Origin of the sequence: Acinetobacter sp. ESBL14 (genome assembly GCF_036668815.1) — a bacterium.
Lineage (GTDB): Bacteria > Pseudomonadota > Gammaproteobacteria > Pseudomonadales > Moraxellaceae > Acinetobacter > Acinetobacter gyllenbergii.
The window spans coordinates 292,193-307,710 of sequence record NZ_JAZEVS010000005.1; the positions used below are offsets into that span (position 1 = coordinate 292,193).

General features: G+C 43.3%; 17 protein-coding genes. 11 read left to right on the forward strand and 6 right to left on the reverse strand.

The window, feature by feature from the left end:
- Positions 1 to 59: 59 nt before the first annotated feature.
- A complete protein-coding gene (locus tag V6E90_RS16510; protein ID WP_332605933.1) occupies positions 60 to 1,961 on the reverse strand; it encodes an ATP-binding cassette domain-containing protein in 1,902 nt (633 codons plus the stop codon).
- 32 nt (positions 1,962 to 1,993) lie between these two features.
- On the opposite strand from V6E90_RS16510, the gene V6E90_RS16515 reads away from it, so the two are divergent.
- Positions 1,994 to 2,239: a SlyX family protein gene (locus V6E90_RS16515; protein WP_016542429.1), complete on the forward strand. Its 246-nt coding sequence runs from the start codon at positions 1,994 to 1,996 to the stop codon at positions 2,237 to 2,239.
- A 56-nt stretch (positions 2,240 to 2,295) separates the two neighbouring features.
- On the opposite strand, the gene V6E90_RS16520 is transcribed toward V6E90_RS16515, so the two are convergent.
- A complete protein-coding gene (locus tag V6E90_RS16520) occupies positions 2,296 to 3,306 on the reverse strand; it encodes a zinc-binding alcohol dehydrogenase family protein (RefSeq protein WP_332605935.1) in 1,011 nt (336 codons plus the stop codon).
- A gap of 114 nt (positions 3,307 to 3,420) precedes the next feature.
- On the opposite strand from V6E90_RS16520, the gene V6E90_RS16525 reads away from it, so the two are divergent.
- The 8 genes from V6E90_RS16525 (at position 3,421) to V6E90_RS16560 (ending at position 11,437) form a co-directional block, all read left to right on the forward strand.
- Positions 3,421 to 3,783 carry a winged helix-turn-helix transcriptional regulator gene (locus tag V6E90_RS16525; RefSeq protein WP_332605937.1) on the forward strand — a complete coding sequence of 121 codons (363 nt, stop codon included), beginning with the start codon at positions 3,421 to 3,423 and terminating at the stop codon, positions 3,781 to 3,783.
- Positions 3,784 to 3,940: 157 nt separating this feature from the next.
- A complete protein-coding gene (locus V6E90_RS16530) occupies positions 3,941 to 4,390 on the forward strand; it encodes a hypothetical protein (protein ID WP_016542432.1) in 450 nt (149 codons plus the stop codon).
- 33 nt (positions 4,391 to 4,423) lie between these two features.
- Entirely contained in the window at positions 4,424 to 7,063 is a 2,640-nt protein-coding gene (gene topA, locus V6E90_RS16535) for a type I DNA topoisomerase (protein ID WP_016542433.1), read from the forward strand.
- 89 nt (positions 7,064 to 7,152) lie between these two features.
- Positions 7,153 to 7,911: a hypothetical protein gene (locus tag V6E90_RS16540; protein WP_332605938.1), complete on the forward strand. Its 759-nt coding sequence runs from the start codon at positions 7,153 to 7,155 to the stop codon at positions 7,909 to 7,911.
- Positions 7,912 to 8,088: 177 nt separating this feature from the next.
- Entirely contained in the window at positions 8,089 to 8,661 is a 573-nt protein-coding gene (locus tag V6E90_RS16545) for an HdeD family acid-resistance protein (RefSeq protein WP_065343698.1), read from the forward strand.
- Positions 8,662 to 8,778: 117 nt separating this feature from the next.
- Positions 8,779 to 10,758, forward strand: coding sequence for an ATP-dependent helicase (locus V6E90_RS16550; protein ID WP_332605941.1), 1,980 nt, complete (start codon positions 8,779 to 8,781; stop codon positions 10,756 to 10,758).
- Between the two features lie 64 nt (positions 10,759 to 10,822).
- The gene (locus tag V6E90_RS16555) at positions 10,823 to 11,068 is read left to right on the forward strand and encodes an RNA recognition motif domain-containing protein (RefSeq protein WP_004802550.1); all 246 of its coding nucleotides are present in this window, start codon (positions 10,823 to 10,825) and stop codon (positions 11,066 to 11,068) included.
- 6 nt (positions 11,069 to 11,074) lie between these two features.
- Positions 11,075 to 11,437, forward strand: a complete 363-nt coding sequence (locus tag V6E90_RS16560; RefSeq protein ID WP_065343700.1) for an ASCH domain-containing protein — start codon at positions 11,075 to 11,077, stop codon at positions 11,435 to 11,437.
- A gap of 12 nt (positions 11,438 to 11,449) precedes the next feature.
- On the opposite strand, the gene V6E90_RS16565 is transcribed toward V6E90_RS16560, so the two are convergent.
- Positions 11,450 to 11,794 carry an EF-hand domain-containing protein gene (locus V6E90_RS16565; RefSeq protein ID WP_065343701.1) on the reverse strand — a complete coding sequence of 115 codons (345 nt, stop codon included), beginning with the start codon at positions 11,792 to 11,794 and terminating at the stop codon, positions 11,450 to 11,452.
- 352 nt (positions 11,795 to 12,146) lie between these two features.
- Here V6E90_RS16565 and V6E90_RS16570 point away from each other — a divergent pair, with 352 nt between their 5' ends.
- Positions 12,147 to 12,650 (forward strand): DUF6586 family protein, encoded by a 504-nt coding sequence (locus V6E90_RS16570; protein WP_004655987.1) that lies wholly within the window; start codon positions 12,147 to 12,149, stop codon positions 12,648 to 12,650.
- 103 nt (positions 12,651 to 12,753) lie between these two features.
- Entirely contained in the window at positions 12,754 to 13,035 is a 282-nt protein-coding gene (locus V6E90_RS16575) for a hypothetical protein (protein WP_065343702.1), read from the forward strand.
- Positions 13,036 to 13,089: 54 nt separating this feature from the next.
- On the opposite strand, the gene V6E90_RS16580 is transcribed toward V6E90_RS16575, so the two are convergent.
- From V6E90_RS16580 to rpmB, 3 genes are all read right to left on the reverse strand, one after another.
- Positions 13,090 to 14,805, reverse strand: a complete 1,716-nt coding sequence (locus tag V6E90_RS16580) for a cation:proton antiporter (RefSeq protein ID WP_332605947.1) — start codon at positions 14,803 to 14,805, stop codon at positions 13,090 to 13,092.
- Positions 14,806 to 15,011: 206 nt separating this feature from the next.
- Positions 15,012 to 15,167, reverse strand: a complete 156-nt coding sequence (gene rpmG, locus V6E90_RS16585; protein ID WP_003654787.1) for a 50S ribosomal protein L33 — start codon at positions 15,165 to 15,167, stop codon at positions 15,012 to 15,014.
- Between the two features lie 12 nt (positions 15,168 to 15,179).
- Complete coding sequence (gene rpmB / locus V6E90_RS16590; protein ID WP_004649871.1) at positions 15,180 to 15,416, reverse strand: 50S ribosomal protein L28; 237 nt, start codon at positions 15,414 to 15,416, stop codon at positions 15,180 to 15,182.
- Between the last annotated feature and the right edge of the window lie 102 nt (positions 15,417 to 15,518).

Genomic DNA, 15,518 nt, shown 5'->3' on the forward strand with positions numbered 1-15,518 from the left:
ATTTTACATGATACTGAATAAGAAAAAGGCTCCATTAGGAGCCTTTTATCTACGCATATTTAGCCTTTCGACATATTTTCTAAAATGTCCCAGCGCTCTAGCTTTTCCAACAGCAATTCTTCAATTTCTGCTAAACGTTGGCTGGCTGCAGTTGCAGCATTGGCATCTGAAACAAACCATGAGCCATCCGCCAATTTTTCTGATAATGCTGCTTGTTCAGTTTCCAGTTTTTCAATTTCAGCAGGCAGTTGTTCAAGCTCACGCTGATCTTTATAACTGAGCTTCACTTTTTTCGGTGCTGCTGCGGCAGCCGCTGCTTCAGCTTTGGCTTGCGCTTTTTTTACATCACTTTTTTGGTCAACCACTTTTTGGTCAGGGCGCTGTTCCAAGTAATCTTGATAGCCACCGATGTATTCATCAATCTGACCTTTACCATCAAACACCCAAGTTGAAGTCACGACATTGTCCATGAAAGCACGGTCATGTGAGATCAGTAACAACGTGCCTTTGTAGTCAGACAGCATTTCTTCAAGCAACTCAAGTGTCACCATATCCAAGTCATTGGTTGGCTCATCCATCACGATCAAGTTTGATGGCTTGAGTAACAGTTTTGCTAACAGAATACGGTTTCTCTCACCGCCTGATAAAGCTTTAACCGGTGTACGGGCACGTTCTGGTGAGAATAAAAAGTCTTGCAGATAACTATAGATATGACGACGGTTACCATTCACATCAACAAAGTCGGAACCTTCAGACACGTTGGCCATCACGGTTTTTTCCAAGTCGAGTGCATTACGCAACTGATCAAAATAGGCAACTTCTAGCTGCGTACCAGTTTTCACTGTCCCGCCGTGTTCGATCTCGCCTAAAATGGCTTTGATCAAGGTGGTTTTACCGACACCGTTGTCACCGACCAAACCGATACGGTCGCCACGTAAGACGATTGCAGAGAAATCATTAATCAGTACTTTGTTGTCGTAACCGACACTTAAGTTTTCAATCTCGAACACCAACTTACCAGAGCGGTTGGCTTCTTGCGTTGCCATACTGACTTTGCCCTGTTGTGAACGACGTGCTTTAGACTGCTCACGTAAGTCTTTTAAGGCACGGACACGACCTTCATTACGGGTACGACGCGCTTTAATTCCTTGACGAATCCAAGCTTCTTCTTCCGCTAACTTTTTATCAAATAAAGCATTTTGTTTTTCTTCAGCTTCCATTTGCTGCGCTTTCAGTTCGAGATAGCGCGAATAGTTACCTTCGTAGCCACGTAAAATACCACGATCAAGTTCGACAATGCGGGTCGCAATACTGTCCACAAATGAACGGTCATGCGAAATAAACAATAAAGTGAGATTGTTTTGATCGAGCAGGAACTTTTCAAGCCATTCGATACTTTCCACATCCAAATGGTTGGTTGGTTCGTCCAGCAATAAAACATCAGGTTGAGTCAGTAGGGCACGCGCTAACAGTACACGGCGTTTACGACCACCTGATAAATCAGCTAGATCGGCATTGGGATCAAGTCCCATTTTACTTAGAATTGAGTTAACCTTGTTTTCTAATGTCCAACCATCCAGTTGATCCAGTTTGTGCTGTAACATACCCATACGGTCGCAAGCGTCCATATCGCCTAAGACACAAGCATCACTGGCTTCATGGTATTCTTTCAACACAATGGCAGCTTCACCAGCACCATCGGCAACGATGTCGGCGACTTTGCCTGAGTCCATTGGTACATCTTGGGCTAACATTGAAACAGTTAAACCATTTTGAATCGAAACTTCACCGTTATCGGGTAACAAGCTTCCCTCAATCAGTTTTAATAAAGTAGACTTACCTTCGCCATTACGACCAATTAAACAGACTCGCTCGCCACGTTCCAGATTAAAGTTCGCGCCGTCGAGTAAGGCAGGTCCGCCAAATGCGAGATGGACATCCCTTAAAGTAATATAGGCCATAATGTTTCCTAAAAGTTCAGATGAGGTCTGAAATGACTAAACCACAAAAATTTGATGATCACGCGTCATTTTCCGCACCCATTGAAGATTTGCAAGTCCGAATTGCATTTTTGGACGATTTAGTTGAACAATTGAATGATCAACTCGCGATTCAGACCAAAGAAATTGCAGATTTGAAAAAGCAAATGCAGATACTCTATCAACGTGTTGAGGCCTCAGACTTGGCTGAAGGCATTGCGCCTTTTGATCCGATGAGCAATCGCCCGCCGCATTATTAAGATATGAGCGATGCGAAGCCCAGACTTCGCATCGTAGTCGTATGAATGTGATGCGTTTAAAAGCCATGCAAGACAATTTTCCCTTTGGTGGTGCCACTTTCGATTTGTTGGTGCGCACGTTTCAGGTTTTCTGCATTGATGGGGGAGAGCATTTGACTCACTGTGGTTTTAATTTTCCCTGCATCTACTAAGGCTGCAACCTGATTTAACAAGTGACTTTGTTTGATTATATCTTCAGTCTGATACATGGAGCGCGTGAACATAAACTCCCAATGCACCGAAACAGACTTTGATTTAAAAGCTTTAATGTCGAGTTGTTCGGGATCATCAATTAATCCAAAATGCCCTTGTGCTGCAATCAGTTCGGCAATATCCGCGAGATGCTGGTCGGTTTGCGTGGTTGAAAATACATATAAAGGGGCATTTAAGCCAAGCTGCTGAATTTGTGGCGCTAAAGCTTGACGATGATCCAAGACATAATCTGCACCTAATTGCTTGACCCATTCAGATGTTTCTGGTCGAGATGCAGTACTGATGACTGTGAGGTTGGTTAATTGTTTCAACAACTGAATGGCCATTGAACCCACGCCACCTGCACCGCCAATCACTAAAATCGTAGTCTTCTCAGTAGCAAGCTGAGGAACCGCTAATCGATCAAACAGCATTTCCCATGCGGTAATTGCAGTTAAAGGCAGTGCTGCTGCTTCGCTTGCATTGAGTGATTGGGGGGCATGCCCAACAATACGCTCATCAACCAATTGTAATTCACTATTACTGCCTGATCGGTTGAGCGCACCGGCATACCAGACTTGATCGCCAATTTTGAATTGAGTGACTTGTTCACCAATCGCTTCAACAATCCCGACAGCATCCCAGCCTAATACCTTCCACTGATTCGCTTCAGCACTTTTATGATTTCGGATTTTGGCATCAACAGGATTGACTGAAATCGCTTGTACACGCACTAGCAAATCGTGTCCCTGTGCCGTTGGTATATCCATTTCAATATCGACCAGTGCATCTACTGATGTAATGTCACCCGCATGTTGATAGGCCACAGCTTTCATGGTTATGTTTCCTCTGGATTGGATTCCACTTGATTCGAGTTTCAGCATAACCTAAGCTTAATTTTAGTGACTACAGACAAATAACGCTCATAGTGTCAAAAAGGATACTGTAAAATGGCAAAAATGCGACATTCCAGTTTTGATTGTTCTCCAGGCTGTTCGGTTGAAGCTGCGATCAGTTTGATTGACGGTAAGTGGAAATGCGTGATTCTCTGGCATTTATTCAATGAAGGCACTTTGCGTTTCAATGAAATTCGCAAGCGTGTCCCAAGTATTACCCAGAGAATGCTGACCAATCAGCTGCGTGAACTCGAACAGGATGGCATTCTGCATCGAGAGGTTTATCCCCAAGTCCCGCCAAAAGTTGAATATTGCTTAACAGATTTAGGCCGTAGTCTGGAACAAATTATTGTTGCATTAAAACATTGGGGCGATGCGCATTTGGACCAATTCGGAAAACTCTCGCACAGTGAATAAAATAAGTGGGTGACAGCATTTTAAGTTTTCACCTTTTAACAGTCTGAAAATGGCTTGTTTTAAAGGATTGGTTGAATCTAGATTATTTTTTATATTGTAACTTGCCTTTTGGATTCAACTTATGTAACGCTAATAAAAGGAAGTTTTGGGCGACTTTATGAGTAATATTGGAATTTGGATCACGGTAGCGATTGTACTGTTTGTACTTGGCTCGATTTTTGGCTTGCGCGTCAGCCCACGAGAAAAGGCATTGGGCATGATGCGTGATCAGGCGCGTAAAATGGGATTACATCCACGTTTAATTGCCGCACCAGAATGGACCAAGATTCCAATGGCATCGGAAAAACGTGCCAGCATGGTGGCCTATTATAGTGTGCTTATTCCAGAGGCTCGTTTAGCCCTGATGCGTGCTCGAGTGGTGGATGGCAAGCTTCAGGTGGTGCAAGGTGATCAGAAATTTAATGATTTAACCATTGCATTAAAAGGAGTTTATGCTATTGATATGCAGGCAAACTGTGTCGGGCTGTATTGGGATGAAGAAACAGACCTGAAAGCCACACAGCTTGAAGATATGAAAGCTTATTTACATGAACTAGCACAGCGCTAATTCACTGATTAAACATAGGAAAAACGATTTATTATGGCGAAAACTCCACGCTCTGCTTCAGAAAGCACAGCAGCTCCCGCATCTGCTGCAAAGAAACGTGCCTTAGTGATTGTGGAGTCGCCTGCAAAAGCGAAAACAATTAATAAATATTTGGGTTCACAATATGTGGTGAAGTCATCGGTGGGTCATGTGCGTGACTTACCGACAGGAGGCGGGGCGAAATCCACTGAAAAGAAGCCCGTAACCCGTACCAAACTCACCGATGAACAGAAAGCTGAAAAAGCACAGTCTGCACTCATCAACCGTATGGGGGTTGATCCAGAGCATGATTGGATTGCGCATTATGAAGTGCTTCCAGGCAAAGAACATGTCGTTGCCGAACTAAAAAAACTCGCCAAAGATGCTGATGCAATCTATCTCGCAACGGATTTGGATAGAGAAGGGGAAGCGATCGCTTGGCATTTAAGAGAAGTGATTGGTGGCGATGACAGTCGCTACCATCGTGTGGTCTTTAACGAAATTACCAAAAATGCCATTCAAGAAGCGTTTAAACAGCCAACACGCCTCGATTTAAACCGAGTTAATGCGCAGCAAGCACGTCGTTTCCTTGACCGTGTAGTGGGCTTTATGGTGTCGCCATTGCTCTGGGAAAAGATTGCCCGTGGTTTATCGGCAGGTCGTGTGCAATCGGTTGCAGTGAAACTGGTGGTCGAGCGTGAACGTGAAATCCGTGCCTTTATTCCTGAAGAATACTGGCAGGTGTTTGCAGACACTATTTCCAAGAAAGATGACATTCGCCTTGAAGCGGTTAAGCAAGCGGGCAAAACCCTTAAACTAAAAAATAAAGCAGAAACTGATGCGTTATTGAACGTATTAAAAGATGCGGAATATAAAGTTGCATTACGTGAAGATAAACCAACCAAGGTTAATCCAAGTGCACCGTATATCACTTCAACCTTACAACAAGCGGCCAGTACACGCCTAGGTTTCTCAGTCAAGAAAACCATGATGTTGGCGCAGCGTTTGTATGAAGGTGGTTTTATTACCTATATGCGTACCGACTCAACTTTTTTGAGCGATGACGCCGTGAATATGGTGCGTAATCATATTCAGCAAAATTTTGGTGATAAATATTTACCAGCCAAGCCAAATCGTTACGGCAATAAAGCAGGGGCACAAGAAGCCCATGAAGCGATTCGCCCATCTGATGTTGGCTTAACGGGTGACAAACTTGCTGGAGTTGAGCGTGATGCGCAACGTTTATATGATTTGATCTGGCGTCAGTTTGTCGCTTGCCAAATGACACCAGCAGAATATTTATCGTCTACTTTAACCGTTGAGGCGTCAAATGTTGAGTTAAAAGCCAAAGGCCGAACCTTGGTTTTTGATGGCTTTACTCGCGTGCGTGGTGCGAACAAGTCCGATGATGATATTTTACTGCCAGCGGTAAAAGTAGGTGAAGTGCTCAAGTTAGAAAAGCTTGATCCGAGCCAGCACTTTACCAAGCCACCTGCGCGTTTTACCGAAGCCTCTTTGGTTAAGGAATTAGAGAAAAAAGGCATTGGTCGTCCATCGACCTATGCTGCGATTATTTCGACTATTCAAGAACGTGGCTATGTCAAACTGGAAAACCGTCGTCTCTTTGCCGAGAAGATGGGCGAGATTGTCACCGACCGTCTGGATGAAAGTTTTAATAACCTGATGAATTATGCTTTTACTGCAGATTTAGAAGGCCAGTTAGACCGTGTTGCCATGGGGGAGCGGAACTGGAAAGAATTGCTGGATACGTTCTATGGTGACTTCAAAAAGCGTTTAACCAATGCGCAGGGTGAAAGCGGCATGCGTCGTAATCAGCCTGTCGAAGTGGCGGATGTGCCATGTCCAGAATGTTCACGCCCAATGCAAGTCCGTACTGGAACCACGGGTGTTTTCTTGGGGTGTTCGGGTTATAACTTGCCGCCGAAAGAACGTTGTAAAGGCACACTGAACTTAACCCCAGTCGAGTCTTTAGCCGCTTTGTCGGATGATGATGGTGCTGAAACTGCTGATTTGATGTCGAAACATCGTTGTCCTAAATGCGGTACCGCAATGGACAGTTATGTGGTTGACGGTGGCCGTAAATTGCATGTCTGTGGTAATAACCCAGATTGTGATGGCTACGAAGTTGAAGAAGGCGAATTCAAGATCAAGGGCTATGATGGTCCGACCATTCCATGTGATAAATGTGATGGCGAAATGCAGTTGAAAACAGGTCGTTTTGGTCCGTACTTCGCTTGTTCAAGCTGTGACAATACCCGTAAAGTATTGAAGAGTGGCCAACCCGCACCACCGCGTGTTGATCCAATCAAAATGGAACACTTACGTTCAGCCAAACATGATGATTTCTTTGTGTTACGTGATGGTGCAGCAGGTCTCTTCTTGGCTGCCAGCAAATTCCCGAAAATCCGTGAAACGCGTGCACCGAAAGTGGCTGAATTACGCAGTGTTGCCGAGCAGCTTGATCCAAAATACCAGTTCTTGTTAGCAGCGCCAGATGTCGATCCTGAAGGTAATCCAACGGTCGTGAAATTCAGCCGTAAGAATCAAGCGCAATATGTAGGTTCTGAGACCGCTGAAGGTAAGCAGACCAAGTGGAGTTTGGTGTTCCAAGATGGAAAATGGGTAGAAGGCTAACTTTTTAAGATGAAAGAAAATGCTGGCGATTGCTGGCATTTTTATTGAATAAAGAAAAATAACAATGATTTTGAATTGGGGTGAAATTCATGTGGAAAAATATTCGAGTTGCCTGTTTGCTGCTGGTGTTATTGGTTGTTGCAGTCAATGCTTATCGTGATCAAAATCAGGATTGGAATCAGCCGATTCATGTACTGTTGCATCCGATTAATGCCGATGGTCTTGCCAGTACACAACAGTATATTCAGGGTTTGCAGCAAGATAACTTTACCGAGGTCAAGCAATATTTAGAAAAAAACAGCCAGCAATATCGAGGACAGCCTAGTTATTTCATGATCCAGATAGGACGTGAGTTACAACAAACGCCACCGAAAATGGCTGAGCAAGCGAATATTTTGAATAATATTCTATGGAGTTTAAAGTTCCGATTCTATGCATGGAAACAGCACCAATCTATTGATGGTTCACCCAGTCTCACCTTATATCTGAATTATTATGACCCGAAACTGAATCGGGAACTCAAGCACTCGACAGCACTGGAACGTGGGCGAATTGGATCGGTCAATCTATTTGCTTCGGTTAAACAAGCACAGCAAAATAATGTGGTGTTGGTACATGAGTTATTGCATGGCTTTGGTGCGGCCGATAAATATAGTCTTGCCAATGGTGAACCTCTTTTCCCGATAGGTTATGCGCAGGCGGATAAACAACCATTCTATCCACAGGTAAAAGCTGAAATTATGGGGGGACGGATTCCGTTGTCCGAGCACAAAAGTAAAATGCCAAATGATTTAGAACAAACGGTAATTAGCGTACTAACTGCACAAGAAATCGGCTGGATCAAATAAATTGTGGATAAGTTTCAACTTCTCCATATCTTTGAAAAGAGGGATACAACTTAAAAAAATCAGAGAAAGGCTCCGTTTTCTGACATTCCGTCATTAATTCTCAACATGCCTTATACAGAACTCAGTGAAAAACACGATCAATATAGGGATATAACATTGATGATAAAAGAGTAAATAATGATGAAAACAGTGGGTAACGATCTAATTCGCAATCAGCTGCATGCTGATCGTAAATGGTATCTGCTCTTAGGCATATTATTGGTCGTTTTTGGTTTAGTTCTTTTAGCAGCCTTACCCTTTGCGACATTATCGGCGGTCTTATTATTTGGTGTGCTGATGATGTTGGGTGGTATTTTGCATTTTGTCGCTGCATTTATGGTATTTAAAGGGGGCACGCGCTGGTTATGGGCCTTGTTTGGGGTGTTATATCTGGCAGCCGGTTATTTTGCTTTTACCACCCCCGTGATTACTGCCGTGGTACTCACCAGTTTCTTGGCGATTGCCTTAATTATTGCGGGAATTATCCGTAGCGTGAATGCCTTTATTCTCAGACCGATTTCAGGTTGGGGCTGGGTACTGTTCTCAGGCATCTTAACCCTATTAACTGGGATTTTGATTTTATCTTCGCCTGATTCACCTTTCTGGGTATTGGGGATGTTCCTTGCGATTGATATTTTGTTCCAAGGGATTAATTATTTGACCTTTGCAGGGGCGATTAAACAATTACCGCATAGTTCAACTACAGTTTAAGCGACACATCCCAAAGCGAGAGCATGTATTTACATGCTCTTTTTGTTTTTGTAGCGGAAAACATCTCGATAGCCTTAGTCTGCTAAAATAGTCCTTCATTTCTAATTGACCGACTGTATGACGCTTGCCAAGCTAATTGATGAACTGAATCCACAACAAAAACAGGCAGCCACCACGGCTGCACAAAATTGTCTGGTCTTGGCAGGGGCGGGCTGTGGTAAAACCAAAACCATTGTCGCCAGAGCAGCATATCTGATTGATCAGGGCTTGCCCGCACAACAGATTCAAATCTTGACCTTTACCCGACGTTCGGCAAGCGAAATCGTCACACGGGTGGAACAGCATATGGGGATACAGGCTAAAGGTTTACGTGCTTCAACTTTCCATACCTTTTGTATGTATCTCTTGCGCCGTAACCCACGCGCTTTTGGTTTGACCCAGTTCAGTATTATTGATCGAGATGATCAATTGCTGATGTTCCGCCTATTGCGTGGTAAAGATAAGGGCAATGTCTTGCCAAAGGCTGCGGAGCTATGTGATCTGTATTCTTATGCGCGGAATACCAAAACCAAACTCTCGGATGCTTTGGTTGAACAGTTACCGCAAGCGCTGGAGTATAAGGCGCAGATTGCCGAGTTGATGAAAGCCTATGAGCAACGTAAGCAAGAACGGAGCTTTTTGGATTATGATGACATCCTATCTATCGTGGCAGTGCATTTGCAAAACTCACCTGAGTTGGTGAGATGGGTCACGGGTTTCTGCTCAGCCTTATTGGTCGATGAGATGCAGGATACCAATCCACTGCAATGGGCTTTACTGCAACCTTTAGTGGGCAAGGTCAAATTGTTTTGTGTGGGAGATGATGCACAATCTATTTATGGCTTCCGTGGTGCTGACTTCGAAAATATCCATCACTTTAAAGAACGCGTACCGGATGCTGAAGTCCTGACTTTGGAAATGAATTATCGTTCGACCCAAGGTATTTTAGATTTATCCAATTGGCTGCTAGCGCAGAGCCAAATTGAATATGGCAAGCATCTACAGGCTTATCGGGGCAAAGGTTTAAAGCCACAACTGCATATCTTGAGCAATGAGTTTGAAGAAGCCAATTGGATTATTCAAGATTTGAATCGTCGTCATATGCAGGGTGCGGCTTGGGCAGAGCACATGGTACTGCTGCGTTCTGGCTTTAGTGGGCGTTATCTAGAAGGTGCACTCATCGCTGCCAATATCCCTTATCGTTTTATTGGTGGGGTGAAGCTTTTAGAATCAGCACATGTCAAAGACGTACTCAGTCTGCTGCGGGTCAGTGTTAACCCGCAGGATGACTTGGCCTGGATGCGTTTCCTAACACTCTGGGATGGTGTAGGCGATGTCGGTGCCAGTAAGTTGGCACAGGAGTTGATTCAGCTTCCTGATATCGAAGCACGTTGCCAACGTCTAGAGCGACACGGCAAAGTGCCACAACAAGCGATTTTGATTTTGATGCAACTGGATGTGTTACAGCAACATGTCGAAGCCTGTATCGGTCTGGCACTAGATGCATTAAATGAACAGCTGGAAAATAATTATAAAACCAAAGACTGGACTCGCCGTGTCAAAGACTTTGATCTGGTTAAGCAATTGGCACGCAAACACAACTCTCTCGGTGAGTTCTTAGAAGAATATGTATTGGATCCAATTTCCATTTCAGAAATTGATAAAACCCCAGATCAAGATTTAGTCACGCTCATTACGATCCATTCAGCCAAAGGGGCTGAACAAAAAGTCTGTTATGTCCCGCATGTTTCTCCGAATCAATATCCTCATGCACGCGCACAAGGCGATTTTGATGATGTCGAAGAAGAACGCCGTGTACTCTATGTGGCCTTAACCCGTGCCGAAGATGAATTGATTTTGACCAAACAAAATTTAAATTTATGGTCGCAGGATCAATATGACGAGCTAGGAAGAAAAATAGAAAGCTACTTCCTCAATGATTTACCTCAACATTTAGTTGATGTTCAGATTCATCGAGATATTCCACGTGCCTATGGACAAAGCAATCGTTCTCGTACTAGCGCAATCAATTTAGGTTTTGGCCTTGATTTCGATTAAACTAGCGAGATTCAATTTCTTTTGATTCATTGCATAAACAGTGAATCATCTTTTAGGCTTTAGCATGAAAATTTTAGTTCGTAATTTAGACCGTAATGTGACTGATGCAGAAATTCTCGACTTATTCAAAGCATATGGAAAAGTTGAGTCTTGTGTCGTGGTCAAAGACGAAGCAACGGGTAAATCGAAAGGTTTCGGTTTTGTTGAAATGCCAAATCCACGTGAAGCGATTAAAGCGATCAAAGGTTTAAATACCTTGAAAGTAAAGAGCCAAGGTATTCGTGTCAAAGCTGCGGATGACAAAGCTTAATTATCAATGTTAAAGCAATATACGGCTTTATCGATTGTTGCTCCGAGTGCTGAGCGGATTGTACAAGGGCTTAAAACCCTTGAGATTCGCTCATGGCAACCTGAAACTTTGCCACTGAAAGATGTGGTGATTGTCGAGAATCAAAATTTTCTTTTGAATGATGGGGATGAAGAGTTGGGATTGGCCGTTGCCTTGGTCGATATCGAAACCGTACATGCTTGGCGAGTGGATGAAGTGGAAGCCGCTTGTGCATCGGCTTGGAATGAAGGCTATTTGGCTTGGGTCATTCGTAATATTCGTCCGATTGATCCACCGCTTCAAGTCATGGCCAAGCGAAAACTTTATTCGATTGAGCTGGAGATTGAGTAACTTATCTCAATCTTATTTACCCCATGTTTGTCCCCAGCCCTGACAAGGGTTGATGAAATAGCCATAGATATTGTTGATTTCTTGCTGGTCGATTAAGCCATTCTGATCTTGATCGAGTGCTTTAAAAATTTTCATTCGTTTGGGGTCAATTGCGAATACCTGTTTCTGCCAAGCAACAGGTTGGTCTTTTAAATGAATCAGTTGCTTCCATTCATTTTGATCGATCATTTGATCACGATTGAGATCGTAATCGGCATAGAGCTTTTCCCAGTCTAAACCAGCAGGTTCACAGCTATAAGCGATGGGAATGGCCATACAGCATATTAAGCTCAGTATGGCTTGTTGAATATGGCGCATGGACAGGCTCAAAAGATATTGATTTTATCATTAAAGCATTTAATCTTAAGTAGGGTCTATTGATATTTCAGCCATGCGTTGCGTTATCGGCTAAAATGACATAAACAAGGCATGAAACGAAGACAATGGCGACTCCCTTGTTAAGTTTCATAACGCAGTTTATGGATGTTTTAGCCATAACCCTACGGGACAGGGACATTTTTTGCTGCTACTGCGTTATGTCTTATTTATTTAGAATAACTAAATTACATAAGACCTGCCTTGTAGCATCTAAAAAATGCCCTCTGTCGCACGCATCTGTGAAATATCAACAGACCCCAAACCAAGCGAAAGGATCTTGAAGGAAAATATTATGTCTCGTGTTGCTCGTTATCATGCTGATCGCACCAATCAGAAACTGTATTTTGCTCGTCTTGCATGTCAACAAGCTGAGCAAACTGAACATATTCAGCAGGCACAGGCTTACCGTGAGGCAGCAGTATTTCATTTACACGGCGCAATTTTAGCCTTCTTGCAGGAATTGGTTCGTTATTACCGTCTCAATGATTTGCAGCCCACCTTTAAGTCGATTGAAGAGCATATGGCAGATAAAGGGCAGGTTTCACCGGAAGTGCTGGTGTTACAGCAATTGGCAAAAGACGGTTTTGTGGCAGAGTTGAAACGTGCATACCGTATGTGTCAATACGCACCCGAGCCAACAGCACCAGAACCTGAAAATGAAACTTCTTCAAATCTGATTATTAAAGTCACACAAAGCCCACAAGCGTGGTTACCTGATGCGAAAATCTTACGTGAATGGCACCGTGAGTTAAGTCATTTAATTGATGGTTTTCGTAATGAAATGGTGGAGTTCTAAGTCAAATCTTGAAGATGACTTGAAATTTAAGCCAACAGTACTTATATAAATAAGACGTGAGCGCAAAATACTTTGCCACCATGTTGAAGCATGGAGAAAATTTATGTCAATGCAACAGTTAAAAGAATTATTTGGTAATCAAGAAGCCGTTCTTGAATTGGTTCAACTCGAAGGTGGTGAGCTGGCTTTGCGCAATGCGGGTTCTGAAGAACATGAACCTTTGGTCAAGATTCAGTTTAGTGACGAAGTAAAAGCAATTCTGGGTGATCAGACTCCAACAGTTGCACAGCACATGATTCAAGCGGCTTTGTTTGGTCTGTTAGAAAAACAGATGAATCAGTGGCAAGCAGAAGTGGTAGATGAACAGCCAACACATTTGAGCTGATCTCAAAAACAAAAAAGCGTACTTCAAGTACGCTTTTTTGTGCTTTCAAACCAGTTAATGGGCTTCAGACTGATGCGCCAATTCGATTTGACTGAGGATATGATGACTCATATTTTTGGCCATTTCTTCTTTGGCGTAGAACACTTCACCAATATTTTCTTCACGAATCACCACTGCTTCTTCTTTACTTTCTGCACAGATCAAGACCTGAATTTCAGGATTAAGCTGTTTGGAAATATCGACAATACGGTGAATGTCTAGAATATCCATTGGTGAAATCACCAGTAAACGGGCATGTTGAATATGGGCTTGAATTAACACATTCGGTTCAGTCGCTTCACCGCTGACGGCTGCAATGCCTTGTTCACGTAGTTTTTCTACGATTTCACGATTTTCTTCAGCAATCACCACTTTAATATTTTGTTGCATCAGATTTTCACTGATACGACGACCAACGCCACCATAACCGATAATCACCACCTGATCACGCAGGTAAGCTTGATCAACCTCATCTGGCAACATGGCCAATGGGTCACCACTACGTTCTAACATACGGGCCAAATGCGAGCGCTCACGAATCCAGCGTTGTACCGGCTCAATCGCAGAGAACACAAATGAGTTGAGGGTAATCGAAAACAATGCACCGGCAAGAATCAGGTTTTGTGCATCAGCCGTCAATAAACCTAACGATAAGCCGAGTGTTGCCAAGATAAAGGAAAACTCACCGATTTGCGCCAAACTGGCACCGACGGTTAAGGCCGTGTTGATTGGATAACGGAAGAATAGGACCAAAGCCATTGCAGCAAGTGTTTTGCCGACCATGATGATGGCAACCACGGCTAAAATACGTAATGGTTCTTCAACCAAAATGCTCGGGTCAAACAGCATGCCGACCGAAACAAAGAATAGAATCGAGAAGATTTCACGTAAGGGGAGGGTTTCTTCTTCGGCACGATGACTAAAGTCAGACTCTTTGACCACCATCCCTGCGAAGAATGCACCAAGTGCCATTGATACCCCAAACACGGCATAAGAACCGTAGGCAATTGAAACTGCGGCGGCAACAACGGTAAGGGTGAACAGTTCACGCGACCCTAAACGTGCCACGAACTGCATGATCATTGGTACTAAGCGTTTACCAATAATCAGCATAAAGGCGATAAAACCAGTGACTTTGAGCAGGGTAATGCCAATGGTGATCCAGATGCTTTGTGAGGTATCTGTCCCTGGTAATGCTTGACCACCGAGCAACACGGCTGTTGCAGGTAGCAGTACCAAGGCCAAGACCATGACCAGATCTTCAACCAAAAGCCAGCCAACGGCAATTTTTCCGTTAACGGAATCAAGTAAGCCGCGATCACCCAATGCTTTCAGGAGCACCACGGTACTGGCACAAGATAAGCTTAAACCAAAAATCAGTGCTGCACCGAAGCTCCACCCCCAAAACATGGAAACGGCGATGCCGAGTAAAGTCGCGACCGCAATTTGCAAAATTGCACCAGGAAGGGCGATACGGCGTACTTGCAGTAAATCTTTAAGCGAAAAATGCATCCCCACGCCAAACATGAGGAACATCACCCCGAGTTCGGCTAACTGATTGGCCAGTTGGATATCGCCGACCACACCAGGCGTATTTGGACTAATAATAATGCCGGCAACGAGATAGCCAATTAAAGGAGGTAAGCGTAAACGAGCTGCGATATAGCCAAAAATAAGGGCCATACCAAAACCAACAGCAAGTAATATAATTAAATCAACATCATGTGGCATTTGAGTTCCTTAATCGTTGCGGTTAAGGTAGAAATAAATGAGCATAAAGCATGCCAAGAAAACAACAAATAAAGTGTAACAACTAAAATCGAATTTGTTGATGACAATTTTTTTATTTATCAAAAAAAATCATGTAAATTGTAGTTTCTATTTTTTAGGCAAAAAAAACGACTTCAAATGAAGCCGTTTTTCTTAAAGAACTAAAATTATTTAATTTTAGCTTCTTTGAAAATTACGTGTTGACGGATTTTTGGATCAAATTTTTTGATTTCCATTTTTTCCGGCATAGTACGTTTGTTCTTAGTAGTGGTATAGAAATAACCAGTACCAGCTGTAGAAACGAGGCGAATCTTATCACGCATTGTTCAGACTCCTTAGATCTTTTGACCTTGAGCACGGAGATCAGCAACAACTTTCTCGATACCCAATTTATCAATAATACGCATACCTTTAGTGGTTAGACGAAGACGTACAAAACGCTTTTCGCTTTCTAACCAAAAACGGTGGTGGTGCAGGTTCGGCTCGAACCGGCGTTTGGTTTTGTTGTTTGCGTGCGATACGTTGTTACCAACGATAGGACGCTTGCCGGTAACTTGGCAAACCTTAGACATGGTGAACTCCATTGCTAGTTTATACAGCACAATTTCGTGCAACTAGCCATTCAAGTAAACGGATGAAATCATTCAAGGGGCGTTTTATACCAAAAATACGAT